The 23,438-nt window shown below is 66.5% G+C and carries 24 protein-coding genes and 5 tRNA genes; 10 read left to right on the top strand and 19 right to left on the bottom strand.

The window, feature by feature from the left end:
- Nucleotides 1-37: 37 nt before the first annotated feature.
- On the bottom strand, nucleotides 38-1,288 hold the full coding sequence (gene murA / locus B3611_RS05680) for a UDP-N-acetylglucosamine 1-carboxyvinyltransferase (protein ID WP_291314105.1): 1,251 nt from the start codon (nucleotides 1,286-1,288) through the stop codon (nucleotides 38-40).
- A 29-nt stretch (nucleotides 1,289-1,317) separates the two neighbouring features.
- The gene (gene ramA / locus B3611_RS05675; RefSeq protein WP_291314104.1) at nucleotides 1,318-2,157 is read right to left on the bottom strand and encodes an acetate metabolism transcriptional regulator RamA; all 840 of its coding nucleotides are present in this window, start codon (nucleotides 2,155-2,157) and stop codon (nucleotides 1,318-1,320) included.
- Between the two features lie 263 nt (nucleotides 2,158-2,420).
- Between ramA and cysK the strand changes: the two genes are divergently transcribed.
- Complete coding sequence (cysK, locus tag B3611_RS05670) at nucleotides 2,421-3,356, top strand: cysteine synthase A (RefSeq protein ID WP_291314103.1); 936 nt, start codon at nucleotides 2,421-2,423, stop codon at nucleotides 3,354-3,356.
- A gap of 114 nt (nucleotides 3,357-3,470) precedes the next feature.
- The gene (epsC, locus tag B3611_RS05665) at nucleotides 3,471-4,058 is read left to right on the top strand and encodes a serine O-acetyltransferase EpsC (RefSeq protein WP_291314102.1); all 588 of its coding nucleotides are present in this window, start codon (nucleotides 3,471-3,473) and stop codon (nucleotides 4,056-4,058) included.
- A 9-nt stretch (nucleotides 4,059-4,067) separates the two neighbouring features.
- Here epsC and B3611_RS05660 read toward each other — a convergent pair whose 3' ends face one another.
- From B3611_RS05660 to B3611_RS05640, 5 genes are all read right to left on the bottom strand, one after another.
- Entirely contained in the window at nucleotides 4,068-4,352 is a 285-nt protein-coding gene (locus tag B3611_RS05660; protein ID WP_291314101.1) for a GNAT family N-acetyltransferase, read from the bottom strand.
- Nucleotides 4,353-4,452: 100 nt separating this feature from the next.
- A tRNA-Phe gene (locus B3611_RS05655) sits at nucleotides 4,453-4,525 on the bottom strand.
- 25 nt (nucleotides 4,526-4,550) lie between these two features.
- Nucleotides 4,551-4,624, bottom strand: a tRNA-Asp gene (locus B3611_RS05650).
- A gap of 227 nt (nucleotides 4,625-4,851) precedes the next feature.
- Nucleotides 4,852-4,925, bottom strand: a tRNA-Asp gene (locus B3611_RS05645).
- A gap of 32 nt (nucleotides 4,926-4,957) precedes the next feature.
- Nucleotides 4,958-5,030, bottom strand: a tRNA-Glu gene (locus tag B3611_RS05640).
- A gap of 123 nt (nucleotides 5,031-5,153) precedes the next feature.
- On the opposite strand from B3611_RS05640, the gene B3611_RS05635 reads away from it, so the two are divergent.
- The gene (locus B3611_RS05635) at nucleotides 5,154-5,474 is read left to right on the top strand and encodes a metal-sensitive transcriptional regulator (protein WP_291314100.1); all 321 of its coding nucleotides are present in this window, start codon (nucleotides 5,154-5,156) and stop codon (nucleotides 5,472-5,474) included.
- Nucleotides 5,474-6,055, top strand: a complete 582-nt coding sequence (locus tag B3611_RS05630; RefSeq protein WP_414646302.1) for a CG0192 family protein — start codon at nucleotides 5,474-5,476, stop codon at nucleotides 6,053-6,055. The genes B3611_RS05635 and B3611_RS05630 overlap by 1 nt, the downstream gene beginning before the upstream one ends.
- Nucleotides 6,056-6,384: 329 nt before the next feature.
- Here B3611_RS05630 and B3611_RS05625 read toward each other — a convergent pair whose 3' ends face one another.
- The 3 genes from B3611_RS05625 to B3611_RS05615 form a co-directional block, all read right to left on the bottom strand.
- Nucleotides 6,385-6,762 carry a GNAT family N-acetyltransferase gene (locus B3611_RS05625; RefSeq protein WP_422652309.1) on the bottom strand — a complete coding sequence of 126 codons (378 nt, stop codon included), beginning with the start codon at nucleotides 6,760-6,762 and terminating at the stop codon, nucleotides 6,385-6,387.
- 233 nt (nucleotides 6,763-6,995) lie between these two features.
- Nucleotides 6,996-7,068, bottom strand: a tRNA-Lys gene (locus B3611_RS05620).
- 167 nt (nucleotides 7,069-7,235) lie between these two features.
- Nucleotides 7,236-8,738, bottom strand: coding sequence for an acetyl-CoA hydrolase/transferase family protein (locus B3611_RS05615; RefSeq protein ID WP_291314097.1), 1,503 nt, complete (start codon nucleotides 8,736-8,738; stop codon nucleotides 7,236-7,238).
- Between the two features lie 276 nt (nucleotides 8,739-9,014).
- Between B3611_RS05615 and dusB the strand changes: the two genes are divergently transcribed.
- Together dusB and phoU are read left to right on the top strand one after the other, a co-directional pair.
- Nucleotides 9,015-10,193, top strand: coding sequence for a tRNA dihydrouridine synthase DusB (gene dusB / locus B3611_RS05610; protein ID WP_291314096.1), 1,179 nt, complete (start codon nucleotides 9,015-9,017; stop codon nucleotides 10,191-10,193).
- Nucleotides 10,194-10,246: 53 nt separating this feature from the next.
- Complete coding sequence (gene phoU, locus B3611_RS05605; protein WP_291314118.1) at nucleotides 10,247-10,972, top strand: phosphate signaling complex protein PhoU; 726 nt, start codon at nucleotides 10,247-10,249, stop codon at nucleotides 10,970-10,972.
- Between the two features lie 69 nt (nucleotides 10,973-11,041).
- On the opposite strand, the gene pstB is transcribed toward phoU, so the two are convergent.
- From pstB to mshD, 5 genes are all read right to left on the bottom strand, one after another.
- Nucleotides 11,042-11,815: a phosphate ABC transporter ATP-binding protein PstB gene (pstB, locus tag B3611_RS05600; protein WP_291314095.1), complete on the bottom strand. Its 774-nt coding sequence runs from the start codon at nucleotides 11,813-11,815 to the stop codon at nucleotides 11,042-11,044.
- 43 nt (nucleotides 11,816-11,858) lie between these two features.
- Nucleotides 11,859-12,845 (bottom strand): phosphate ABC transporter permease PstA, encoded by a 987-nt coding sequence (gene pstA, locus B3611_RS05595; RefSeq protein ID WP_291314094.1) that lies wholly within the window; start codon nucleotides 12,843-12,845, stop codon nucleotides 11,859-11,861.
- Between the two features lie 14 nt (nucleotides 12,846-12,859).
- Complete coding sequence (gene pstC / locus B3611_RS05590; protein WP_414646301.1) at nucleotides 12,860-13,960, bottom strand: phosphate ABC transporter permease subunit PstC; 1,101 nt, start codon at nucleotides 13,958-13,960, stop codon at nucleotides 12,860-12,862.
- Between the two features lie 191 nt (nucleotides 13,961-14,151).
- Nucleotides 14,152-15,291 carry a phosphate ABC transporter substrate-binding protein PstS gene (gene pstS / locus B3611_RS05585; protein WP_291314093.1) on the bottom strand — a complete coding sequence of 380 codons (1,140 nt, stop codon included), beginning with the start codon at nucleotides 15,289-15,291 and terminating at the stop codon, nucleotides 14,152-14,154.
- Between the two features lie 206 nt (nucleotides 15,292-15,497).
- A complete protein-coding gene (gene mshD / locus B3611_RS05580; protein WP_291314092.1) occupies nucleotides 15,498-16,358 on the bottom strand; it encodes a mycothiol synthase in 861 nt (286 codons plus the stop codon).
- A 34-nt stretch (nucleotides 16,359-16,392) separates the two neighbouring features.
- Here mshD and B3611_RS05575 point away from each other — a divergent pair, with 34 nt between their 5' ends.
- Both B3611_RS05575 and B3611_RS05570 read left to right on the top strand, forming a co-directional pair.
- Nucleotides 16,393-17,169, top strand: coding sequence for a DUF2993 domain-containing protein (locus B3611_RS05575; protein ID WP_291314091.1), 777 nt, complete (start codon nucleotides 16,393-16,395; stop codon nucleotides 17,167-17,169).
- A 41-nt stretch (nucleotides 17,170-17,210) separates the two neighbouring features.
- Complete coding sequence (locus tag B3611_RS05570; RefSeq protein ID WP_291314090.1) at nucleotides 17,211-17,891, top strand: FABP family protein; 681 nt, start codon at nucleotides 17,211-17,213, stop codon at nucleotides 17,889-17,891.
- Here B3611_RS05570 and B3611_RS05565 read toward each other — a convergent pair.
- Complete coding sequence (locus B3611_RS05565) at nucleotides 17,888-18,811, bottom strand: aminodeoxychorismate lyase (protein ID WP_291314089.1); 924 nt, start codon at nucleotides 18,809-18,811, stop codon at nucleotides 17,888-17,890. The genes B3611_RS05570 and B3611_RS05565 overlap by 4 nt on opposite strands.
- Between B3611_RS05565 and B3611_RS05560 the strand changes: the two genes are divergently transcribed.
- A complete protein-coding gene (locus B3611_RS05560) occupies nucleotides 18,810-19,943 on the top strand; it encodes a YgfZ/GcvT domain-containing protein (RefSeq protein ID WP_291314088.1) in 1,134 nt (377 codons plus the stop codon). The two genes, B3611_RS05565 and B3611_RS05560, sit on opposite strands and share 2 nt — an antisense overlap.
- Nucleotides 19,944-20,089: 146 nt before the next feature.
- The gene (locus B3611_RS05555; protein WP_291314087.1) at nucleotides 20,090-20,278 is read left to right on the top strand and encodes a DUF3073 domain-containing protein; all 189 of its coding nucleotides are present in this window, start codon (nucleotides 20,090-20,092) and stop codon (nucleotides 20,276-20,278) included.
- An 82-nt stretch (nucleotides 20,279-20,360) separates the two neighbouring features.
- On the opposite strand, the gene purM is transcribed toward B3611_RS05555, so the two are convergent.
- The 3 genes from purM to B3611_RS05540 form a co-directional block, all read right to left on the bottom strand.
- Nucleotides 20,361-21,437, bottom strand: a complete 1,077-nt coding sequence (purM, locus tag B3611_RS05550) for a phosphoribosylformylglycinamidine cyclo-ligase (protein ID WP_291314086.1) — start codon at nucleotides 21,435-21,437, stop codon at nucleotides 20,361-20,363.
- A 3-nt stretch (nucleotides 21,438-21,440) separates the two neighbouring features.
- Nucleotides 21,441-22,904, bottom strand: a complete 1,464-nt coding sequence (gene purF / locus B3611_RS05545; protein WP_291314085.1) for an amidophosphoribosyltransferase — start codon at nucleotides 22,902-22,904, stop codon at nucleotides 21,441-21,443.
- Between the two features lie 87 nt (nucleotides 22,905-22,991).
- Nucleotides 22,992-23,372 carry a sterol carrier family protein gene (locus B3611_RS05540; RefSeq protein ID WP_291314084.1) on the bottom strand — a complete coding sequence of 127 codons (381 nt, stop codon included), beginning with the start codon at nucleotides 23,370-23,372 and terminating at the stop codon, nucleotides 22,992-22,994.
- Between the last annotated feature and the right edge of the window lie 66 nt (nucleotides 23,373-23,438).

Below are 23,438 nucleotides of genomic sequence, written 5' to 3'. Positions count from 1 at the left end.
ACACAAATCCCCAGGAAAACACACATAAACGCGATAGTTAAACGCGCTCGATTGTGGCACCCAGCTCCGTCAGGTTTTCCACGAAGCGCGGGTAACCGCGATCGATGTGGGAGATGTCGTGCACGGTGGTCACGTCGTCGGCGACGAGCCCCGCCAGCACCAAGCCGGCGCCCGCGCGAATGTCGGAGGCCCACACGTCGGTCGAGGAGAGCTGGTCCACGCCGCGCAACACGACGTGATGGCCGTCGACCGTCGCGTCCGCCCCCAGTCGCTGCATCTCGTCGACGAAGCGGAACCGTGCCTCGAAGACGTTCTCGGTGATCACGGAGACCCCGTCGGCGATGGCCGAGATGCCGATCGCCATCGGCTGGAGGTCCGTGGGGAAACCCGGGAACGGAAGGGTCTGGTAGTCCACCGCGTTGGGGCGGTTCTGCATGCGCACGCGGAAGCCGTTGTCGTAGGTCTCCACGTCCGCGCCCGCGATCTTCAGTTTCGCCAGCGCCAGGTGGAGGTGACGCGGCGCAATACCGGTCACGGTGATATCCCCCCGCGTCATTGCCGAGGCGTAGGCCCATGTTCCGGCGACGATGCGGTCACCCACCACGGTGTGCTCGGTGGGGTGGAGTTTTTCCACTCCGTCGATGGTCACTGTGGACGTGCCCGCCCCGGCGATGCGCGCCCCCATCGAGTTGAGCATCTCGCACAGATCCACGATCTCGGGTTCGCGCGCGGCGTTCTCCAGGACGGTGCGGCCCTCAGCGAGAACCGCAGCGGTGAGGATGTTCTCCGTTGCACCCACGGACGGGAAGTCGAGGTTGATCCTCGCGCCGGTGAGCTTGTCGGCCTTGGCCACGACGGCACCGTGCTGGATGTGCGTGGTCGCCCCGAGCTTCTCCAGGCCCGACTGGTGCATGTCCAGCGGCCTGGACCCGATGGCGTCTCCACCGGGCAGGGCCACGTACGCCTCGCCGCAACGGGCGGCCAGCGGCCCCAGGACGGCGACGGACGCGCGGAACTGGCGCACGGCCTCGAAATCGGCGTGGGGCGAGACATCGGCCGGAACAGTGATGGTGACCTCGGGCCCGGAGATGTTGACCTCGCAGCCCAAGCCGACGAGGACATCCCTCATGAGGGGCACGTCAAGGATCTCCGGGCAGTTGTGGAGGGTGGTGGTTCCCTCGGTCAGCAGCGTCGCCGCCATGAGCTTGAGCACACTGTTCTTCGCGCCGTCCACCCTGACGACACCTTCGAGACGGGTTCCTCCGTGGACCAGAAATCGTTCCTTCACCCCGCCCACAGTACCGGCCCCGGGGGCCTTTAAGGCAGAGCCCCGATGCGCCGGGCCGCGTTGACCGCCTCATAGCGGGTGTGTGCTCCGAGCTTGCGCATGACGCTGCGGAGATAAGACTTCACCGTCTCCGCCCCGATGCCCATTTCCTCGGCGGCCTCCACGTTCGTGTGGCCGAGGGCGACACAGGAGAGCACGTCGAGCTCGCGGGCGGACAGCTTCGTCGACTGCTTGATGCGCACCGGGGAGACCATCTGGTCGCAAAGCTGCTCCAGCTCCTTGCGCAGGTTGTCGTCGTCGACCCGGTTGGCCAGCATGCGCAGCTTGGAGTGGGTGGAGCGGACCTGCTCCCACTCGGCACCGTTCATCACCCGCCCGGCCTTGGCGGCGCCGGCCCCGCCCTCGGAGCGTCGTAAAGCGGAGTTGACCGCGAGGTCCTGCTCGAGGGTGCGCGCGGTCATGGTGACCTCCTCGATGACCTTGTCGCCGAGGCGAACCGGCGAGTGGACACCGACGTAGAGGACGCCCCGAATCTCGCGCTGGACGATCACGGGGACAGCGACGACGGAGTGCAGTCCCTCGTCCTGGATCTGCCGGTCGTACTCATGGGAGATGACGTTGGCGCGCGTGTAGTCGGAGATCCCGACCGCGCGGCGCGTGGCGACGACCCGCCCTCCCACACCGGAACCCGAGTCGATGACGAGGTTCTGCAGTGCGGGCGTACGCAGGCCGATCCACTGGGTGATCTGGAGGCGGTTGTCGGCGAGGAGCGTGCCGTACATCGCGACAGGGATGCCGGTGGCCGTCTTCAGCGCTGTCAGTGCTGCGCGGATGGCATCGTCGTCATCCCTGATTCTCTGCGCGTCCATGATCAATCCTTACAGTCTCCACCCCTCCGGGTGTCCCCGTAGGGGGGAATTTTATGTCCGAACTTGACTACGGATTTTCAACATCATATCGCGCTTGCGGGGGTAGCCAAATTCCACCCCCTCCACCTGTCCCCGTTCCACACCAGTTTAATAGACCATATTGTCTACTTATCGAAGACTCATAAGTCTGCATTGCGGGTGTACGATGAGCGGCATCCCCCGCGTGAGTCGCACGCGGCCGACAATTCCCTAAGGAAGTAATGATGAGCAAGATCGCAAACAACGTTCTCGACCTCGTCGGCGGCACCCCGCTCGTCGAGCTGCACGACGTCACCGGGGACGCCAAGGCCCGCGTTATCGGCAAGCTGGAGTTTTACAACCCCGCCAACTCAGTCAAGGACCGTATCGGCAAGGCCATCGTCGAGGCCGCCGAGGCCTCCGGCGAGCTCAAGCCGGGCGGCACCATCGTGGAGGCGACTTCCGGCAACACCGGCATCGCCCTGGCGCTCGCCGGCGCGGCAAAGGGTTACAACGTCGTTCTCACCATGCCGGAGACGATGTCCACCGAGCGCCGGGTGATCCTGCGCGCGCTCGGTGCCGAAATCGTGCTCACCCCGGGCGCCGCCGGAATGAAGGGTGCCGTGGACAAGGCGAATGAAATCGTCGACGGGGACGAGAACGCCATCCTGGCCCGCCAGTTCGAGAACGAGGCCAACCCCAAGATCCACTACGAGACCACCGGGCCCGAAATCTGGAATGACACCGACGGCGAGATCGACATCCTTGTCGCGGGAGTGGGCACCGGCGGCACCATCTCGGGTGCCGGCAAGTACCTCAAGGAGAAGAACCCGGACATCAAACTGGTCGCCGTCGAACCGGCCGCCTCTCCCCTCCTCTCCAAGGGCGAGGCGGGCCCGCACAAAATCCAGGGTCTCGGTGCCAACTTCATCCCGGGCACCCTCGACCGCGGCATCGTCGACGAGATCATCGCCGTCTCCAACGAGGACGCGGTGGAGTACTCCCGCGAGCTCGCCCGGCAGGAGGGCATCCTCGGCGGGATCTCCACCGGTGCCAACCTGAAGGCCGCGCTTGAGGTCGCCAACCGCCCGGAGAACGAGGGCAAGACGATCGTCTTCATCGTCTGCGACTTCGGCGAGCGCTACGTCTCCACCGTGCTCTACGAGGACATCCGCGACTAAGCGCCCGCTTTACGACGCCCCGCCATACGCGACTCCGCGTAGCGCGGGGCGTTTTTGCACCCGCCCCTAACAGGCACGTTGGGCGATCATGCGACGCTGCTAGACTCGGCGGGCATGTTCAACGCCCTGAAGATGATCCGCGAGGATCTGGTAAACGCGCGCAGCCACGACCCGGCCGCCCGCGGCGACCTGGAAAACGCCGTGGTGTATTCGGGGCTTCACGCCATCTGGATTCACCGCGTCTGCCACTGGATGTGGGGGCGCGGCTGGAAGGGCCCGGCCCGGATTCTGGCGCAGATCAACCGCTTCCTCACCGGCATAGAGATCCACCCGGGGGCGACCATCGGGCGCCGGTTCTTCATCGACCACGGCATGGGCATCGTGATCGGAGAGACCGCCGAGATCGGCGACGGCGTGATGCTTTACCACGGGGTGACTCTGGGCGGTCAGGTTCTGACGCAGACCAAACGCCACCCCACGGTCGGGGACAACGTCACCATCGGCGCCGGTGCCAAGGTGCTGGGCCCGGTGACCATCGGGGAGAACTCGGCCATCGGAGCGAACGCCGTGGTGACCAAGTCCATCCCACCGAGCTCCATTGCCGTGGGAATCCCTGCGAAGGTCCGCGAGCGCAAGCGCGAGGAGACCAAGCACCTCGTTGACCCGGACAAGTACTTCGACCCGGGCAGCTACGTCATCTAGCGGGCCGGGTTAGGCGAGGAGGTCGTTGTACTCCGGGTTCTTATCGATGTAGCTCGCCACGGCGGGGCACGACGGGATGACTTTCAGTCCGGCGGAGCGGACGTCGTCAAGCGCGAACTTGATCAGGGGCTTCGACAGGCCCTGGCCGCGGAACTCGTTCTCCACCACCGTGTGCGGAAGGACGCGGGCTCCGTCCCGGTCGGAGTAGGTGGCGTAGCCCGCGACCGCACCGCCGACATGGATCTCGTACTGTCCCTTGGACTCGTTCTTGCTCAGCCCGTAGTTATTGCTCATGATCGTGCCTTTCCTTGGGTAGATCCCCACCCTAACGGAATCGCCCGGCTCGGGCGCGCAAAAAAGCCCCGTCCCCGCGAGGGGAAGAGGCTTTGATGTGTGGCCAGAGCCAGGATCGAACTGGCGACCCCACACTTTTCAGGCGTGTGCTCTACCGACTGAGCTATCTGGCCAGAACTGCTCAAACAAGCTGTTCTGCGACCCTGACGGGACTTGAACCCGCGACCTCCGCCGTGACAGGGCGGCGCGCTAACCAACTGCGCCACAGGGCCTTATTCTGTTGTTCTGCTCGCTCCGGGGCGTTTCCGCACCGTCGCTTGCACGAGTTGTTACTCTACACAGACGCTTCGCAGGAGTACAAATCCGCAGGCGGGGAGCAATTTCGCTCACTGTACCCCGGTGACGCAGCGCCCGGCGGGTGCGTCCGGCCCCATCTCTCCTCCGCCCCCCGGACACGAAAAAGCGGCCGGGATTCCCCTGGAATCTCGACCGCCTGCTGCGACCCTGACGGGACTTGAACCCGCGACCTCCGCCGTGACAGGGCGGCGCGCTAACCAACTGCGCCACAGGGCCTTATTCTGTTGTCCGAACCCACGGGGCTCGAGTACCCCCAACGGGATTCGAACCCGTGTTGCCGCCGTGAAAGGGCGGAGTCCTAGGCCTCTAGACGATGGGGGCCCGCTATCTCAAGAACTAATCGCTCTCAGGCAGCCCGACAATCATAAACCAGCGCCATGGCAGACTCCAAACCGGCCGTGGGCCCCACCGCCGCCCCTTGACCCCGCAGGTAATGTCGCCCGCATGGAGGAACGCGAGCGCCCCGAAGCGTGCCGGGAAGAGCACGGTTACACCGCGGACAGAGCCCGCTACATCGCGCGGATCAAGCGGATCGAGGGACAGGTGCGTGGGATCGAGAGAATGATCGATGAGAACCAGTACTGCATCGACATCCTCACCCAGATCTCGGCGATCACGTCCGCGCTGGAGAATGTGGGGCTCGCGCTTCTCGACGAGCACCTGAAGCACTGCGTCGCAGGTGCCGTCGACAACGGCGGCGGGGACGCCGTGGACGCTAAAGTTGAGGAAGCAATGCAAGCGATCAAACGAATGGTGAAGAGCTGATGGCAACCGCGAAAATTTATGATGCCGATTTGAACCCCACAAAGGACGAGGTCGCAGCAACGTACTCGAAGATCCAGAAGGTCGACGGCTCGTACCGGGCCGTGGATCCGGCCAACGTTGTGGGCATTGAGGTCGTCGTGGGCAAAGACCCCGACGACAACCTGGCCCAGCTCGGGCTGAGCTACCGCCCCGCGGACCAGGCCCTGGACACCGAGCTGCTCCGGATGCAGCACTCCGAGCTCGGCGAGCGCTCCGTTGCCTACCTCACCGACGATGCCGTCGCGGTGCGGGAAATCATCCGCATGATCATCACCGGCGGGCACGGCGCCGACTTCGACAACGGCGAGCCAATTTTCGACGTCTACGGCAACGGACGGACCCCGGACGCGACGGTCGGTGACGTGGAAATCGAGGAGAGCAACGGGTGGACCTCCCTCGGTACCGCCACCATCGACGGGGAAAGCCACCAGTTCCAGCTGCGCCTGCAGAAGACCATCCAGGAGCAGAGCACCGAAGCGGACGAGCTGGCCCTGGTCAAGGACGGCAACGCCACCCTCATGCGCCTCGAGGTGTGGCGCTAAGAAGTGAACCCCTCAGGCCCGCCCCGTCATGCGCCGGGGCGGGCCTTGGCGGCTGCGGGGGTTAAGAACCTTCCCCGTAGACGATCCTGCGGCGTCTACTCGGAAACGGCCGGCCCCGGTAAAGAACCCTGCGCAAGCCGCGGGAAGAAAGGGGCGGAACCAACCGCTGAGCGGGCTCGGTACCCGTGGTCCCACCAGCACGGCTGACCTCGGCGCGGCCCCTGACTCCGCCCATTCGGAATTGCTCCTCCCTTTTCCTGGGGCACCAGACATGAAACCGCATCGGGCAGGGGTTGTCATCTCGTGTCGGACCTGAGGCCCGCACCGGTTCAGGGCCGCCCGGTCAACCTCATGTGGAGTAGTGGATAAGGTCGGCCAGCCTCATCTGTCTCGCTACGCCCGACGACCTCGAACCCGCCGTGAGCGTAGAACCCGGCGGCGCCAGCGTTTTGCTCATTGACATCCACGGTAGTGACACCGTGCACCACGATGGCGTGACTGAGAAGCGCCGAGCCAATGCCACCTCTACGCCGCGCCGCGTCGACAAACAGCATTTCCAGGTTCCCATCCAGGACTCCCGAGAATCCCACCGGCTGACCGTCAAGTTCCGCGACCGTTAGGGTCACCGCCGGGAAGTAATCAGACTGGAGGTGCCCTTCGATCTCTTCGCGGTGAGTCTCGGCAAGAAAGTCCTGCGTCGCGTCCACGGCGCTGCGCCATATCGCAACGAGCGCGGGATACTCCACGATCCCCCTGGAGGGCGAAGACGAAGAGCAGGCGTGGCGGGTTTCTCGGGCGACGACATCAGTCCATTGTCCCCCATGAGCCCGTGGCTGCCAGTGCACACTCGGCCACCGCATGCTCACCCGCGCGCATGGGGGTCGCGCGACGGGGCCGAAAAGAAACCCCTGGTCAAAAATGACCAGGGGTTTTCTCAGTGTGGGCCCTCCGGGGCTCGAACCCGGGACCTGCGGATTAAAAGTCCGTAGCTCTACCAACTGAGCTAAAGGCCCGAACCGTTCGCGCGAAGCGGCCGGCTCGTTGAGCTAGTTTAGCGCCCCGACCGCGAATTGCTGAATGCGGGTGGCCGCTACCCGTCCCCGCGAACCGACAACGCCCCCTCCCCCGCCAGCCGGTGGGTGCCGGGGCGGGTGAGGGGGCGTCGAGAAGCGCGCAGCGGTTACTTCTGCATCGTGCCGGTCTCGGCGATGCGATTGTGGAAGTCGAAGGCGTGCTTCAGGTCGTGCGGGGTGGCCTGGTACTTGGACTTGGCCGCCAGCTCGACGTACTCCTCCAGCAGCGGGCGGTACGTCGGGTGCGCGATGGAGATCATGCGCTGGACGCGGTCGCGGGGCGCGAGGCCGCGCAGGTCCGCCACGCCGTACTCGGTGATGAACACCATGGCGTCGTGCTCGGTGTGGTCCACGTGGGAGACCATCGGGACGATGGCGGAGATCGCGCCGTCCTTGGCCACCGACGGGGAGATGAAGGAGGAGATGTAGGCGTTGCGGGTGAAGTCGCCGGAGCCGCCCAGCGCGTTCATCAGGCGGGAGCCGTTGATGTGGGTGGAGTTGGCGTTGCCGTAGATGTCGGCCTCGATCATTCCGTTGGAGGCGATCAGGCCCGTGCGGCGGATGACCTCGGGGTGGTTGGAGATGGACTGCGGGCGCAGGATGATGGACTCGCGGTAGCGCGATGCCTCGTTGTTCATCTTCTCCGCGTACTCCGGGGAGAGGGAGAAGGAGGTGGCGGAGGCGACGGTCATCTTGCCGGCATCGATGAGGTCGACCATGCCGTCCTGGATGACCTCGGTGTACGCCTGGATGTTCTCAAACTTCGAGTCCATCAGGCCGGCCATCACGGCGTTGGGGACGTTGCCCACGCCGGACTGCATGACGTAGCCGTCGTAGGTGAGGCGGCCCGCCTTCACCTCGCTCTCGAGGAAGTCGAGGAAGTTGCCCGCGATCTGCTCGGAGGTCTCGTCGGGTGCCTTGAAGGGGGCGTTGCGGTCCGGGTCGTTCGTCTGCACGATGGCGACGACCTTCTCCGGGTCGATCTCGATGTAGGTGGTGCCGATGCGGTCCCCGGCCTTGGTGATCGGGATCGGGATCCTGTTCGGCAGCGGCGGCACGAGCCAGATGTCGTGCATGCCCTCGAGCTCCTCGGACTGCCACTCGTTGACCTCGATGATGATCTTCTTCGCGGCGTTGAGGTACTCGACGGAGTTGCCCACGGAGGAGGTCGGGACGATGTTGCCCTGCTCGGTCACGCGCACGGCCTCGACGATGGCGGGGTCGACATCGCCGAAGAAGCCCTCCTCGACCATCATGCCGGAGTGGGAGAGGTGGATGTCCTGGAACTTCATCTCGCCGGCGTTGATCTTGGCGCGCATGGTCGGGTCGGACTGGTAGGGCATGCGGTAGCGGAGAGCGTTCGCCTCGGCGAGGACGCCGTCACACTCCGGCGCGGTGGAGGCGCCGGTGAACATGTCGATGCTGAAATCCTGGCCCTTTTCGTGGGCCGCCTTCGCCTTGGCGGCGATGGCGGCGGGCATGGCCTTGGGGTAGCCGGCACCGGTGAAGCCGGACATTCCGACCTTGTCGCCGTGGTTGACAAACTGGGCGGCCTCCTCAGCCGTCATGACCTTGTCACGCAGCTTTGCGTTCGCGATGCGATCGCTCATGTATCTCTCCTTAGATAGCGGATAACAACCTCACTTTATTGTGACGTACCTTTCACTGCCATACGCGCATTTCCCGCGACGGTGAAGCTTTTTCTTTACAGGCTTCACAAATCTGTTAATGAGGCAGGTGAAAGCACCCGCGATCCCTTAACTTCCGCGCTAATCGACACCCCGGGGCCCACGTCGTTCACCCCCGAAAGTGCGTAACCGACCCCGTCCGGTGCCCACCGGAGGAAATTGGACTGTATTGGGCCGACAGGGAACAATGGAGCCACTATGACTGAGACCCTGCCGTCAACCGCGGCATCCGCCCCGCTGCGCATCGGGGGCTACGAGCTCAACTCCCCCGTTGTTCTCGCACCGATGGCGGGCGTGACCAACATGCCCTTCCGCGTGCTCTGCCGCGAGATCGAGGAGCAGTTGACCGGCACGACCTCCGGGCTCTACGTCTGTGAGATGATCACCGCCCGGGCCTTGGTGGAGCGCAACGAGAAGACGCTGCACATGACCACGTTTGCTCCGAGCGAATCGCCGCGCTCCCTGCAGCTGTACACCGTGGATCCGGCCTACACCTACAAGGCCGCCCGCATGATCGTCGATGAGGATATCGCCGACCACATCGACATGAATTTCGGCTGCCCCGTGCCCAAGGTGACCCGCCGCGGTGGCGGCTCGGCGATCCCCTACAAGCGCCGCCTCTACGCGAATATCGTGGCGGCTGCCGTCAAGGCCACCGAGGGCAGCGGAATCCCGGTGACGGTGAAGTTCCGCATCGGAATCGACGACGAACACCACACCCACCTCGATGCCGGCCGCATCGCAGCCGAAGAGGGTGCGGCAGCCGTGGCACTTCACGCCCGCACCGCGGACCAGCGGTACTCGGGCTCTGCCCACTGGGAGGAAATCGCCCGCCTGGTCGAACACATGGAGGGCTCCGGTCTGCCGGTCATCGGCAACGGGGACATCTTCTCCGCCGCCGATGCCCAGCGCATGATGCGCGAGACCGGTTGCCACGGCGTGGAGGTCGGCCGCGGCTGCCTCGGCCGGCCCTGGCTCTTCGCCCAGATCGGGGCCCAGCTGCGCCGGGAGGAAATCCCGGGCGAGCCCACCCTCGGCGAGGTCTCACGCATCATCTACCGACACGCGGAGCTTCTTTCGCTTCACGACGGCGAGCAGCACGCGTGCCGGGACATCCGCAAGCACACCGGCTGGTACCTGCGCGGGTTCCCCGTCGGCGGGACCTTCCGCAAGGATCTCGCCCGCGTGGAGTCCCTCGCCCAGCTGCGCGACTTGCTGGACACCATCGCCGACTCCACCGAGCTGGCGGAGAAGGCCGAGGACGCGCGGGGCCGCCAGGGCTCCTCGTCCAAGGTGGCACTGCCCGACGGCTGGCTCGACGACCCCGAGGACGAAACGGTGCCCATCGGCGCCGAAATTGAAAGCAATGGAGGTTAGACACCGTGGAAGACGGCAAGATCGCGCCCCGGCGCACCGTGTACCGCGACCACATGGAGGCGTTCTCAAGCGACCTCCTGGACATGTGCGACACGGTCCGCAGCGTGATGTCCAACGCGTCGACGGCACTGCTCACCCAGTCGCTGGACCACGCCGAAGAGGCGCTCTCCAGCGCGGACGGGCTCGAAGAGACGCGCCAGCGCTGCGAGGACCGCAGCATGAAGCTTCTCGCGCTGGAGAACCCGGTCGCCTCCGACCTGCGGCAGGTGGTCTCCTCCATCTACATCGTGGAGGACTTCGAGCGCATGGGGGCCCTTGCCATGCACATCGCCAACACCGCCCGGATGCGCCACCCCTCGCCTGTTGTGCCGGAATCGATGACGGACTTCGTCACCGAGCTCGCGCGCCTCGCCGACGACCTGGGAAAGAAGACCCACGAGCTGCTGGGAAACCCCGACGTTGAGGTGGCCATCGGCCTGCGTGACGACGACGATGACGTCGACGCCATGAAGAACTACCTCCTCAACGTGCTCACCCACCACGAGTGGCCGCACAGCGCCCGCGAGGCCGTCGACCTGGCCCTGCTCTGCCGCTACTACGAGCGCTACTCGGACCACTGCGTCAACGTTGCGGCGCGCACGGTCTTCCTGGTCACCGGCCTCAAACCCGATGCATACCTGGAGAAGCAGCGGGCCGTGGACGGCTTTGAGATGGACGAAAAATTCGCCGCCATCGAGCGCCGCTTCCGCCAGGACCGCAACCAGCGGCCCAGGATGTGAGGCGGCGCCGCGTGGCGGCGCACGTTTTCCTGGTAGCTCGCGGGGGGCGTCGATAGGCGCCCCGGGCGATTACCCGAAGCGGCCGGCGATGTAGTCCTCGGTCTCCTTCTTGTCCGGGTTCTCGAAGATGGTGGTCGTGTCGTTGAACTCGACCAGGTGGCCCGGCTTACCCGTGGCCTCGAGCGAAAAGAAGGCGGTCTTGTCGGAGACGCGGGCCGCCTGCTGCATGTTGTGGGTGACGATGACGATGGTGTAATCGTTCTTCAACTCGTGGATCAGGTCCTCGACGGCGAGGGTGGAGATCGGGTCGAGGGCCGAGCAGGGCTCGTCCATGAGCAGAACCTCGGGACGCACCGCGATGGCGCGGGCGATGCAGAGGCGCTGCTGCTGACCGCCGGAGAGGCCGCCGCCCGGTTTGTCCAGGCGGTCCTTGACCTCCTCCCACAGGTTGGCGCCGCGAAGGGACTCCTCCGCGACCTCCTTCAGCTTCTTCTTGTTCTTCTCCCCCGACAGCATCAGACCCGCCACAACGTTGTCCTCGATGGACATGGTCGGGAAGGGGTTGGCCTTCTGGAAGACCATGCCGATGGTGTTGCGCACGCCGACCGGGTCGACCTTCGGGCCGTAGATGTCGTGGCCGTCGAGGAGGATCTCACCACGCACGGTCGCGTTCGGGATGACCTCGTGCATGCGGTTCAGGGTGCGCAGCACGGTGGACTTGCCGCAGCCCGACGGTCCGATGAAGGCGGTGACGGCCTGCGCCGGGATGTGCATGTTGACGTTCTGCACGGCTTGGAAATCGCCGTAGTAGATGTTGACGTCGTTGAGTTCGAGCTTGGACATCGTGGTTTCTCCTCTGGGGCGGATTGTTTCGGTGCTTCGGGGGTTACTTCTTCACCGAGAATCGCGACGCAATGAGGCGGGCGAGCAGGTTCAGGGTGATGACGAGGATGACGAGGGTCAGGGCTGCGCCCCAGAGCCTGTCCATGGAGGGGCCGGTTGCGCCCGTCTTCCACATGTCCAGCATGAACAGCGGCAGGGACGACTGCGGCTGGGAGAACATGCCGAACCAGTTCAGCGCAGGGGTGGAGCCGACCAGGATGAGCACCGGCGCGGACTCGCCCATGACGCGGGCGACGGCGAGCATGACACCGGTGAGGATGCCGGACAGGGCGGTCGGAAGGACGATGCGCGCAATAGTCTTCCACTTGGGCACGCCCAGGGCGTAGGAGGCCTCACGCAGGTCCATCGGGACGACGCGGAGCATTTCCTCGGTGTTACGCACCACGATGGGGACCATGAGGAGAATCAGCGAGAGCGACACCGCGAAACCCGAGCGCTGCTGGCCGAGAATCGTGATCCACAGGGCGTAAATGAACAGCGCGGCAACGATCGAGGGGACACCCGAGAGAATGTCGACCATGAAGGTGGTGATGCGGCCGAGGCGGTTGCCGTTGGAGTACTCCACGAGGTAGATCGCCGTGAACACGCCGACCGGGATGGAGATGATGGAGGCCACGAGGGTCTGCATGATGGTGCCCGCGATGGCGTGGAGGGCCCCGCCGCCGTGGGCCCGGGCGCGAACACCCACCATGTCGTGGGTCCACCAGTTCACGTCGGTTACAGCCCCCCAGCCACGGCTGACCACCGTGAACAGGAGCCAGAGCAGAGGAATGAGGGCGATGATCATGCACGCCCACATGAGCAGGCCCATGAGTGAGTTCGTGGATTTACGGCTGGCGGAGATGTCCGTGAAGGGGCTGCGGTCGGTGGACGCATCGGTCTCCCGGCGGGTGGCCGTCCCGGTGGCGGTGCTGCTGGCGGACGCGTCGATTGCGCGGTCGCCCGAGGTGTTCGGAAGTGCGGTGCTCATTTCGCTTCTCCCCCTTACTTCTTGTTGACGATCGCGCGGGCGATCGAGTTGACGATAAAGGTCAGGATGAACAGCACGAGGCCGGCGGCGATGTAGGCACCGGCGCTGGTGGGATTGTTGAACTCGGCCGAGGCGTTCGCGATGTGGGTGGCGAAGGTGGACCCGCCGTCGAATAGCGAGGCGCGGTACATCAGGCCCGGTGAAACAACCATGTACAGCGCCATGGTCTCACCGAGGGCGCGGCCGAGGCCCAGCATCGAGCCGGCGATGTAACCGGAGAGGCCGAACGGGATGACGGTCATGCGAATGACCTCCCAGCGGGTCGCGCCGAGCGCGAGGGCCGCCTCGACCTGGCCCGGAGGGGTCTGGACGAACACCTCGCGGGCGGTTGCGGCGATGACCGGGAGGATCATGATGGCCAGGACGATGCCGCCGGTGAGGATGTTGCGGCCCGTCGCGAAGGAGGGGGAGTTCTGGTAGTGCGCGAAGAGGAAGAACCCGTTGCCCCACGAGTTGATCCACTCGTAGGCCTTGCCGAGGAAGGGGCCGAGGATCTGCGCGCCCCAGAGACCGAACACGATCGAGGGAACCGCGGCCAGCATGTCGACCAGTGTGCCGAGGGGGCGGACCAGGCGCTTCGGGGCGTAGTTGGAGAGGAACAGCGCGATGCCCAGCGCGATCGGCATGGCGAGGATGAGGGCGATGAGGGAAATCGTGACCGTGGAGAAGAACAGGTTCGGGATGCCGAACTGCATCGCGTCGAGGTTCGCCGTCTGCCACTGACCGGTGTAGGTGAAGAAGCCGAGCAGGCCGCCCTCGTTCTTCAGGATCGGGGGGATCGCCTGCAGCAGGAGGAACAGGCCGATGGCGGCAATGATGATGGCAATGAGCGTGGACGAGGCGGTGGCGAAGAATTCGAACACACGGTCACCGGGGCGCTTTACGCCGGCGGAGTGGGTCGGGGCCATACCTGGGGCGCCCGAGGTATCGGCAGGGGTCTCCCGGTCGAGGGTGGGGGTTCCGGTGGAACCGCCCGGGATCACGGCGTCGGATGCCACGTCTCTGCCGGCGCGGTGGTCACCGCGGCCGGTCGACGGCAGTTCGTTTTCAGCCATAGTCACGAGTCCTTCTATTGAATGTCTCTGGCGGGAGGGCTGCTCCCGCGACAACTCCGGCGACCGTGGCGGGCACCGCGAAGGTGCGGCCCGGCCGGGCCGGTACATGAGACAACCCCCCGGTCAGACAAGACCGCACGGGGGGCAATCTCTCGCGTGGCGCAGATGCCTGACGCGGGTTTCGTTGCTTGTTAGCCGATGGCCTTGACGGCCTCGCGGAGACGCTCGGCGTGGGCACCCTTGACCGGGATGAAGCCCTCGTCGGCGAGCTCGTCGTCCTGGGAGTCGAGTGCGACGTTCAGGAAGTCCTTGACCATGTCGGAGGTCTGCTTGTCGTAGCCGGCGGAGCAGACGATCTCGTAGGTGGTGAGAACCAGCGGGTAGGTGTCGGCCTGGTTGGACTTGAACAGGGCTGCGGAGTCGACAACCATGTTGTGGCCCTGGGTCTTGAAGGACATGCCGTCAATGGCCTTGCCCACGGTGTCCTCGTTGAGCTCGACCGGGCCGTTGCCGAAGTCGATGTTCGCCTTCTTCTCGGCGAAGCCAGCCTCGACGTAGGTGATGGCACCCGGGGTGGAGTTAACCTGCTCCGCGACACCGGTGGAGCCGTTGGCACCGGCACCGACGGAGGCCGGGAAGGCCTTGCCGGAACCCTGCCACTTGCCGTCGGAGGCGGAGGCGAGGAACTTCTGGAAGTTGTCGGTGGTACCGGACTCGTCCGAGCGGAAGACGACGGAGATGTCCTGGTCCGGAAGCTTGGCGCCCGGGTTGGACTCGGCGATCTTCGGGTCGTTCCACTTCTTGATGTTGCCCTGGAAGATCTCGACGATGTTGTCGACGGTGAGGTTCAGCTTGTCGACGCCGTCGAGGTTGTACGCGATGGCGACGGGGCCGATGACGAACGGCAGGTGCCATGCCTCGTTGCCGCCGCAGCGCTCGGCAGCCTTCTGAACCTCGTCGTCCTTGAGGGCGGAGTCGGAGCCGGCGAAGGTGGCCTGCTTGGCGATGAAGTTCTTGATGCCGTTGCCGGAACCTGTGGCGTTGTAGGCGAGGTTCGCACCCGGGACCTCTTCGGAGTAACGGGAGCCGAAGTAGTCCATCGCGTTCTGCTGGGAGGTTGCACCCTCGGCGACGAGCTGGCCGGTCTGGCCGGTGAGATCGGAGGCGCCCTTGCCCTCCGTCTTGGTCTCGGTGGCGGTTGCGGAAGAGGTGCTGGTGGTCTCGCTCTTCGAGGAGCTGGAGCTCCCGGAGTCGCCGCAGGCGACGAGGGATGCGGAGGAGACGGCGACGACGCCAATGACGGTGGCGGTGCGCTTGAAGTTGCGGATCACGGGGTACCTTTCGGGTGCAAATCAGACGATTATCCGAGCATCGCCCCTCAGGGGGAGAGACCACCCTCCCGCGCCCGCCCAAGGCGCGCGAGGAGGGGCAATCTCCGATTGCTCACACTCGGGTAACCTACGAGATTCCGGTTAACCGGTGGTATCGGTTCGGGTGAACAATGCGTAAACTTTAAAAACCCCCTGCACAAACCCTGTTATTTGCTGTGTTTTTGGTAGACGACGTGGGACTCCTTCACGGTGAAGCCCATCGCGTCGTAGCGGTGAACAGCCGGCCCGTTATTCGCCTCGACGTAGAGGATGACCTCATCGGCGCCGTTGCCCACCAGGTGCCCCAGTCCGAGCGAGAGCAGTGGCGTGCCCAGCCCGGCCCCACGAAACGCCGTGGCGAGCCCGATCACGTACACCTCCCCCACCCCGCCGGGGTGGGGCTTCGTCCAGTGGAACCCCGCCATGACCCCGTCGCGGTAGAGGAACCACACACCGTCCGGGTCGAACCAGTCCGTGTCCATCCCGCGCCGCAAGCGGTCCGCGTCCCATCCCCCCTGCTCCGGGTGCCACGAAAACGCGTCGTTGTTCACGGCCAGCCACTGCCCCTCCACTGCCTCCCGCCCGAAACGTTCCACGGCTGCGGGGTAGTTCAGCGCCTCGTAACCGGCGGGCACCGTAAGATCCGCCCCGGCGCGCAGGGCGTCACCGCCGAGTCCCATTACATAGAGCTCGCGGGTCTTGCGCATTCCCAGGCTACGGGCAGTTTCCCGGGCCTCCGGAAGATCGCCGTGCGCCCAGATCCCGGCGGCGGGCTCCGCCTCCAACACCGCGCGGGCGAGCGCGGCGCCGTACCCCCGGTGCCGCACGGCCGGGTGAACGACGAGCTCCGCGGACCCGTCGGGCGCGAGGGCGGCCAGGCCGGCCAGCTCCCCGCCGCTGTGCTCCTCAAAGTGGCGGTGCCCGAGATCCTCCGTGATTCCGCGGAGAAAAGCCTCCGAGAAGGGAGCGATTCCGTCGTACTTCTCCGCCTCGGCAAGGATGGTCAGGCGATCTCCGGTGTCAGTCATGGCTCCAGGCTACGGTAGAAATAAAGGCGTGAGGTTGAGTTCGATTGGGCGCCTGGTGCGTCGCGTCTGGCGCTGGGCGGCGGTGTTCGCGATCGTGCTCGTGGTTGCGCTCGCCGCCGACACCATCGTTGGATCGCGCGCGGAGAACCGCCTCTCCAACGCCGCCGAGAGCTTCGACGGGCTCGCATATCCCCCGGACACCTACATCGGCGGTTTTCCCTTCACCCAGGCCCTGTTCACCGATTCCGTTCCCCGGCTCAGCCTGACCACCCTCGATGCCCCGGTGGAGGGGCTCGGGATCGTCAACGCGACCGCGGAAGCCTTCGACATCGACGTCCCCGGCAGGCAGGTGCTCAACGCCGACTTCACGGGGGCGGAGGCATCGCTCGTGCGCCGCCGCATCCGCCTCGACGGCGTCGCCTTCGGACAGCTTCTCAACATGACGGACCTGGACATCTCCAACCCGTACGACATTTCCCCCACGGGTGGGGTCGCCAGCGAGGCCAGGCTCACGGGGACGGTGCCGGGCATGGAGGTACCGTCCACGGTCGTGGTGACGCTCCGCCTCGAGGACGGGGTCCTGGAGATGCGCCCGAGCGCGCTTGTCGACGCCCCGCGCACCGCCACCGGTGACGACGCAGCCCGGATCCTCGACGCCTTCACCCTGAAGCGCGACACCCGCGATCTGCCCCTCGGCGGCCCGGCGGACCTGGTACAGGTTTCCGGAGGCTCGATCGAGTTCTCGCGAGACCGCATCAACGTCACCCTCACTCCGGACGATCTCACCCCACTTGCCCCCACGACACGGTGACACCCGCGGGCGGGGTCCGGCGGGTGAGTACCCTGGCGTGCATGAGTGAGATCAACGACAACGAACCCCGCCCGGAAGACCCCGAGAACACCCCCGGGCAGCAGCCCACTCTCGCCGGTAGCGAGGCCGTCAACCTCGCCGCGGAGCAGTCCAAGAACACCGCCCACCGCAACATCCCGGGGTTGGGTTTTGAAGACGTCCCGCTGGAGGACGACACCGCCAACCTGCGCCAGGGCCCTTCCCTCCACGACGGACTGCTGGCGCTTCTACCGCTCGTCGGGGTCTGGTCCGGCTCCGGCCAGGCCAACGACAACGGCGAAGAGTACGCCTTCGGCCAACAGCTGGTCATCTCCCACGACGGGGAGAACTACCTGCGCTTCGAGTCGCGCACGTGGCGCCTGGACTCCGACGGGGAGGCGACCGGGGCGGACCAGCGTGAGGTCGGCTTCTGGCGCATCTCCCCCAAGGACGAGATCGAGGTGACCCTGACCAATTCGCGCGGCCTGGTGGAAATCATGTACGGCGAGCCCGTCAACGAGCGCGCCTGGCAGCTCGAAAGCGCCTCCACCATCGTCACCGCGACCGGCCCGGCGCAGCACGGACCCGGTAAACGGCTTTACGGCCTCATGCCGAACAACAACCTGGGCTGGGTGGACGAGCGCGCCGTCGGCGGCGAGCTTGTACCCTACATGTCGGCGGAGCTCAAGCGCGTCGCCGGCTAGCCGGTGGCGGCGGCGAGGGCAGCGTCGATAAGCCCTGCAATTTCCTTCTCGTTGCCGGGTGCGGGGAGCGGGGTGCCGTCGACCGCGGTCACCCGCACCCCGCGGCGCACGGAGCTGACCAGCCACACCGATTCGGCGGTGGCGAGGTCATCGACGTGGAGGGGTTTTTTCTTGCACCGCCACCCGTTTTCCGTGGCGTACTCGAAGATGGCCTGCTGAGTGGTGCCGGGGAGTATGTCGGGCCCCGCCGCAGGAGTGCGCAGGCGGGATCCGCGCTTGACCACGAGGACGGTTGACGTGGCGCCCTCGAGTACGCGGCCGGTAGCCGGGTCGATGTAGATGACATCGTCGTATCCGTGGTCGCGCGCCCAGCGCAGCGCGCCCATTGTCGCCGCGTAGTTCAGCGTCTTCGCCCCGAGGGCGAGCCAGGGGACGGCGGCCTCATCCCGGTTGATGGTGAAACCGCGTCCGGTGGTCATCACGGAGACCCCGTGCTTGCGCTGCCTGGCGAACTCCGGGTTGGGCGGGCGTACCGTGAGCCACGCGGTGGGAACGCCGGTGGTTTCGCGGCCCCGTGTCATGGTCCACACGCAGGCGGCGTCGATGGTATCGGGCGCGGCATCTCCCCGCTCGCGGCAGTAGTCCGCCACCGCCTCCCGCGTCGCGGTGATCCAGTGCTCCCCGCCGGGGTCGGGGAGGTTCAGCGCCCCGGCCGAGCGGCGGAACCGATCGAGGTGCTTCCCCAAGTTCACCGGACGTCCGCCCCGGATGAGAATCGTCTCGAAGATCCCGTCGCCACGGGTGACGGCCGCGTCGTCCCAGAAGACGTGCGGCATGTTCGCGTTCTGCCTGCGCACCGACCCCCCGAACGGTTCCACGAGGTAGATCACGGGTTGGGGAGGGAGTAGTGACTGGCCCATGCCTCCACATTATGCACGTATGATCGGCCCCGTGATTGAGGACAACAACCAGCCCCACCGCTCCCCGCTGCTCGCCACGCCCGGGGCCGCCGAGCTCGCGGAGGCCGGCACCTCACCGCTGGACGCGGCGGGTGTGGCCTGGCACTACGGCAACCCCCTCGGGGAGCAGCGCGCCCTCGCGGGGGGACCCGTCCTCGTGGACCGCTCGCACCGCGCGGTGCTCACGGTCACGGGCCCCGACGCCCCTGTCTTCCTCAACAACCTGCTCTCGCAGAAGCTCGACGATGTCCCGGCCGGATTCTCCGGATCCGCCCTCGACCTCGACATGCAGGGGCGCATTCTCCACCACGCCGACGTGTATTACGACGGCACAGCCTTCCACCTCGACCTACCCTCGGCACAGGGGGCCAGCTTCGCGGAATACCTGCGGCGGATGGTGTTCTGGTCGGATGTCGTCATCGAGCCCTCCAACCTGGCCATACTGACTGTCCTCTCCCCCACCGCGGACGCGCCGTCCGTCGACGGCGTCTTCACCCGCGAAGTGCCCGGGTGGGGCCGGGTGCACAGGTGGGACGTGGCGGTCGAGCGACGCGACATTACCAGCACCGCCCGGGACTTCACCGCCGCCGGGGGGTCGCTCGCCGGCTTGATGGCGTTCACCGCCGAGCGCGTCCACGCCGGAGAGCCCGAGCTGGCGGCGGACCTCGACGGGAAGTCGATACCCCACGAGGCGCCCGCCCTGATCAGCCGGGGAGGACGGGTGCGGGCGGTTCACCTGAACAAGGGCTGCTACCGCGGCCAGGAAACGGTGGCGCGCGTGGAGAACCTCGGCCGCTCGCCCCGCCTCCTGGTCACCCTGCTTCTCGACGGCTCCGCCCCCGTCGACCCCGCCACCGGCGCCGATCTCACTCTCGGCGGCCGAACCGTGGGCAGGCTGGGCACCGTCGTCCACGACGCGGACTACGGGCCCATCGCCCTCGCCCTGGTGAAACGCTCCGCCATCGGGCGGGGGGATCTGGTCGTCACCGGGGAGGTGGACGTGGCCGCGAGCATCGACCCCGAATCCCTGCCCGGGGACGAGGGGGAGAAGGCGGGCCGTCGGGCCGTCGAAAAGCTGCGCGGAAACCGTTGATGCCCCCATCCCCGCAGCGTGCGGCTCGTTAAGGAATTTTCCGGGGCGACAGGCTATTATGTTGCACAGGACAATTCAGACACGATTTATAGAGGCCGCCCATTAAACAGGGGCCGCCCGAAAAACCACCTCAAGGGGGTCACGCCATGGGCCGCGGACGCGCCAAAGCAAAGCAGACCAAGGTTGCTCGCCAACTCAAGTACCACACTCCGGACATGGACCTCGAATCGCTGCAGCGGGAGCTGGCGGGCCAGACCCCGGCCCGCGGGTGGGACGACCAGGACGAGGCGGATGACCCCTACGCCGACTACGTCAACTGGGACAGCCACCGCTAACCCATCCTTGGACCTCTGACCCTGGCTTGTCGCCGGGTCTTCTTCTCGCCCCGGGTTCGTCCGCCCGGGGCGTTTCCGCGTCCTAGTAGTGCGGGTGGGAGCCGGTGAGGGTGGCGCGGGCCGTCTCGCCCTCCGGCGCGCGGCGGACCTCCCCGATAACCCAGCTGTCCACGTGGCGTGCCGCGAGGATGGCCAGAGCGCGGTCGCGGTCCTCGGGGGCGACGACTGCCACCATGCCGACACCCATGTTGAAGGTCTTCTCCATTTCCTCGTCCGGAACCTGCCCGTAGGAGCGGATGGTGCGGAAGATCTGCGGCGGGGTCCAGGAGCCGCGGCTCATCTCAGCGACCTTGCCCTCGGGGATGATGCGCTCCATGTTGCCCACCAGCCCTCCGCCGGTGACGTGGCAGAAGGTGCGCACCGAGCACTCGCTCGCCAGCTCGAGGCAGTCGAGAGCATAGATGCGGGTGGGCTCGAGCAGTTCCTCGCCCAGCGTGCGGCCGAGCTCCTCCATGTGGCCGTCAAGCGGCAGCCCGGCGCGCTCGAGCAGGACGTGGCGGGCGAGCGAGTAACCGTTGGAGTGCAGGCCGGAGGAGGCCATTCCGATGATGACATCTCCGGTGCGGACCCGGTCCGGACCGAGCAGCTCGTCGGCCTCGACGACTCCCACGGCGGTGGCGGAAACGTCGTAGTCGTCCGGTTCCATCACGCCGGGGTGCTCCGCGGTCTCCCCGCCGAGAAGGGCGCAGCCGGCGCGGACGCAACCCTCGGCGATGCCCGAGACGATCTCCGCCACCTTCTCCGGAACCACCTTGCCGACCGCGATGTAATCCTGCAGGAAGAGCGGTTCCGCGCCGCAGACGACGAGGTCGTCGACGCACATGGCGACGAGGTCGATGCCGATGGTGTCGTGCCTGTCCATCGCGCGTGCCACGGCGAGCTTCGTGCCCACACCGTCCGAGCCCGCGGCCAGCAGCGGCTCCCGGTACTTGCCCAGGGCGAACAGGCCGGCGAAGCCGCCGAGTCCACCGCGCACCTCGGGGCGGCTGGCGCGCTTGGCCAGCGGGGCGAAGAGCTCGACCGCCTTGTCACCCGCCTCGATGGAAACGCCGGCGGCCTCGTAGGAAACGGGTGTCTGGTCGTCGTGAAGGCTGCTCATCGGCTATTTTTCACCTTTCTGGATGCGGCGGACTAGGTCGGCGTTGTGGTTGCCCTCGGGAAGGCCGAGGGGGTAGTGGCCGGTGAAGCAGGCGGCGCACAGCGTCTCCGCGGGCTGCTCGGTGGCGGCGATCATCTCCTCCGTGGGAACGAAGGCCAGCGAGTCCGCGCCGATCATGGTGCGGATGGACTCGCTGATCGCAGCGTCATCCCCGCCGCCGCCGTTGTTGGCGATGAGCTCGCCCGGGCTGGCGAAGTCGATACCGTAGAAACACGGCCACTTCACGGGCGGAGAGGCGATGCGCACGTGCACCTCTGCCGCGCCCGCCTCGCGCAGCAGCTTGATCAGCTTGCGCTGGGTGTTGCCGCGCACGATGGAATCGTCCACCACCACGAGCTTCCGGCCGGCGATGATCTCGCGCACCGGATTGAGCTTGAGGCGCAGGCCGAGCTGGCGCAGGGTGTCGGAGGGCTGGATGAAGGTGCGGCCCACGTAGGCGTTCTTCATCAGGCCCTGCTTGAACGAAATCCCGGACTCCTCCGCGTAACCGATCGCGGCGGGGGTGCCGGATTCCGGCACGGGCATGACCAGGTCCGCGTCGACCGGGGCGACGCGGGAGAGGCGTCGGCCGATCTCGATGCGCGAGGCGTGGACGGAGCGGCCCTCGATGACGGAGTCCGGCCGGGCGACGTACACGTACTCGAAGACGCAGTGCGCGCGGGGCGTCTCGGCGAAGCGCTCGGTGTGCACGCCGGATTCGTCGATGGCGATGAGCTCGCCCGGTTCGATGTCGCGGACGAATGTTGCTCCGACGATGTCGAGGGCGCAGGTCTCGGAGGCGACGACCCAGCCGCGGTCGAGGCGGCCCAGCGCCAGCGGGCGCACACCGTGCGGGTCCCGGGCAGCGTAGAGGGTGTGCCCGTCGGTGATCATGAAGCAGAAGGCGCCCTCGATGTGGGGCAGGAGCTCGCGGGCGGCGTCGAGAAGCGACTTGTCGTCCCGGATTCCGTCGGTGAGCAACGCGGACACCACGGCGGTGTCCGAGGAGGAACCCTGGCCCTCCACGCCCTGGGCGGGGATGAGCTTGCGCTCGATCGCCTCGTCCTGGAGGGCCTGGTAATTGGTCAGGTTTCCGTTGTGGGCCAGGGCGACATCAGTGCCGTTCGGCGACGTGCGGAACATCGGTTGGACGTTTTCCCAGCTGTTGCCGCCCGCCGTGGAATAGCGCGTGTGCCCGATCGCGACGTTGCCCTGCAGGGCGTCGAGCACGGATTCGTCGAAGATCTGGGAGACGAGGCCCGTGTCCTTGAACACCACCACGTTCTCGTGGTTGCCCACGGCGATGCCGGCACCCTCCTGGCCGCGGTGCTGCAGGGCGAAGAGGCCGAAGTAGGTGAGCTTGGAGACGTCCTCCCCGGGTGCCCACACCCCGAACACCCCGCATTCCTCGCGGGGTTGGTCATCCAACTGGCCTGGCGCATCAATACGCACGGGGGCCGCATGGTCCCCGGTGTTCACGGTTTGCACCTGCCCCACTTTATCGGATTGGCGCGCTCAAAGGGCAATTACGGGCAGGCCGGCGGCCACTTCGCCGGCGCGCGAGCCGCTGGCGTCCACCCGCGCGTCCGCGAGGGCGTCGTCAAAGCTCAGCAGCCCCGTGGCCAACCGCAGCCAGGTCTCCGGGTCGCACTCCACCACGTTCGGCGGGGTGCCGCGCGTGTGACGCGGTCCCGCCACGCACTGCACCGCCACGAACGGCGGCACCCGCAGCTCCACCGTGTAGCCGGGCAGCTCCTCCGCGAGGGCCCGGGCGGTGCGGCGGCAGGCGTCTGCGAGGAGCCCGCGCCCCGGCTTCTCCCCCGCCTCCCCCCGGAGCCACGGGGCGACCGCCTCGACGGCCTGGCGCGTCAGCACGGGATCGTTCTTCTGGGTCATGGCCTCATGGTAAACGTGCGTATTAAAGTAAGTCCCCATGCCAACAACTTCCGAGCCGACCTCCGG

Source organism: Corynebacterium sp. UBA2622 (assembly GCF_002339505.1).
In the GTDB taxonomy this organism is placed as follows: domain Bacteria; phylum Actinomycetota; class Actinomycetes; order Mycobacteriales; family Mycobacteriaceae; genus Corynebacterium.
Note: the sequence above shows the minus strand (reverse complement) of the source record. Positions and strands in the feature narration are given on the sequence as shown.

Coding starts and splice junctions, on each gene's coding strand:
- B3611_RS05565 (WP_291314089.1), bottom strand. CDS start 18,811: ATGGGCCAGTCACTACTCCCTCCCCAACCCGTGATCTACCTCGTGGAA.
- dusB (WP_291314096.1), top strand. CDS start 9,015: ATGACTGAGACCCTGCCGTCAACCGCGGCATCCGCCCCGCTGCGCATC.
- B3611_RS05560 (WP_291314088.1), top strand. CDS start 18,810: ATGCCTCCACATTATGCACGTATGATCGGCCCCGTGATTGAGGACAAC.
- pstB (WP_291314095.1), bottom strand. CDS start 11,815: ATGTCCAAGCTCGAACTCAACGACGTCAACATCTACTACGGCGATTTC.
- phoU (WP_291314118.1), top strand. CDS start 10,247: ATGGAGGCGTTCTCAAGCGACCTCCTGGACATGTGCGACACGGTCCGC.
- B3611_RS05660 (WP_291314101.1), bottom strand. CDS start 4,352: ATGAGCAATAACTACGGGCTGAGCAAGAACGAGTCCAAGGGACAGTAC.
- purM (WP_291314086.1), bottom strand. CDS start 21,437: ATGAGCAGCCTTCACGACGACCAGACACCCGTTTCCTACGAGGCCGCC.
- B3611_RS05615 (WP_291314097.1), bottom strand. CDS start 8,738: ATGAGCGATCGCATCGCGAACGCAAAGCTGCGTGACAAGGTCATGACG.
- ramA (WP_291314104.1), bottom strand. CDS start 2,157: ATGGACGCGCAGAGAATCAGGGATGACGACGATGCCATCCGCGCAGCA.
- B3611_RS05570 (WP_291314090.1), top strand. CDS start 17,211: ATGAGTGAGATCAACGACAACGAACCCCGCCCGGAAGACCCCGAGAAC.
- B3611_RS05635 (WP_291314100.1), top strand. CDS start 5,154: ATGGAGGAACGCGAGCGCCCCGAAGCGTGCCGGGAAGAGCACGGTTAC.
- pstC (WP_414646301.1), bottom strand. CDS start 13,960: ATGGCTGAAAACGAACTGCCGTCGACCGGCCGCGGTGACCACCGCGCC.
- cysK (WP_291314103.1), top strand. CDS start 2,421: ATGAGCAAGATCGCAAACAACGTTCTCGACCTCGTCGGCGGCACCCCG.
- epsC (WP_291314102.1), top strand. CDS start 3,471: ATGTTCAACGCCCTGAAGATGATCCGCGAGGATCTGGTAAACGCGCGC.
- B3611_RS05630 (WP_414646302.1), top strand. CDS start 5,474: ATGGCAACCGCGAAAATTTATGATGCCGATTTGAACCCCACAAAGGAC.
- B3611_RS05555 (WP_291314087.1), top strand. CDS start 20,090: ATGGGCCGCGGACGCGCCAAAGCAAAGCAGACCAAGGTTGCTCGCCAA.
- B3611_RS05540 (WP_291314084.1), bottom strand. CDS start 23,372: ATGACCCAGAAGAACGATCCCGTGCTGACGCGCCAGGCCGTCGAGGCG.
- pstA (WP_291314094.1), bottom strand. CDS start 12,845: ATGAGCACCGCACTTCCGAACACCTCGGGCGACCGCGCAATCGACGCG.
- mshD (WP_291314092.1), bottom strand. CDS start 16,358: ATGACTGACACCGGAGATCGCCTGACCATCCTTGCCGAGGCGGAGAAG.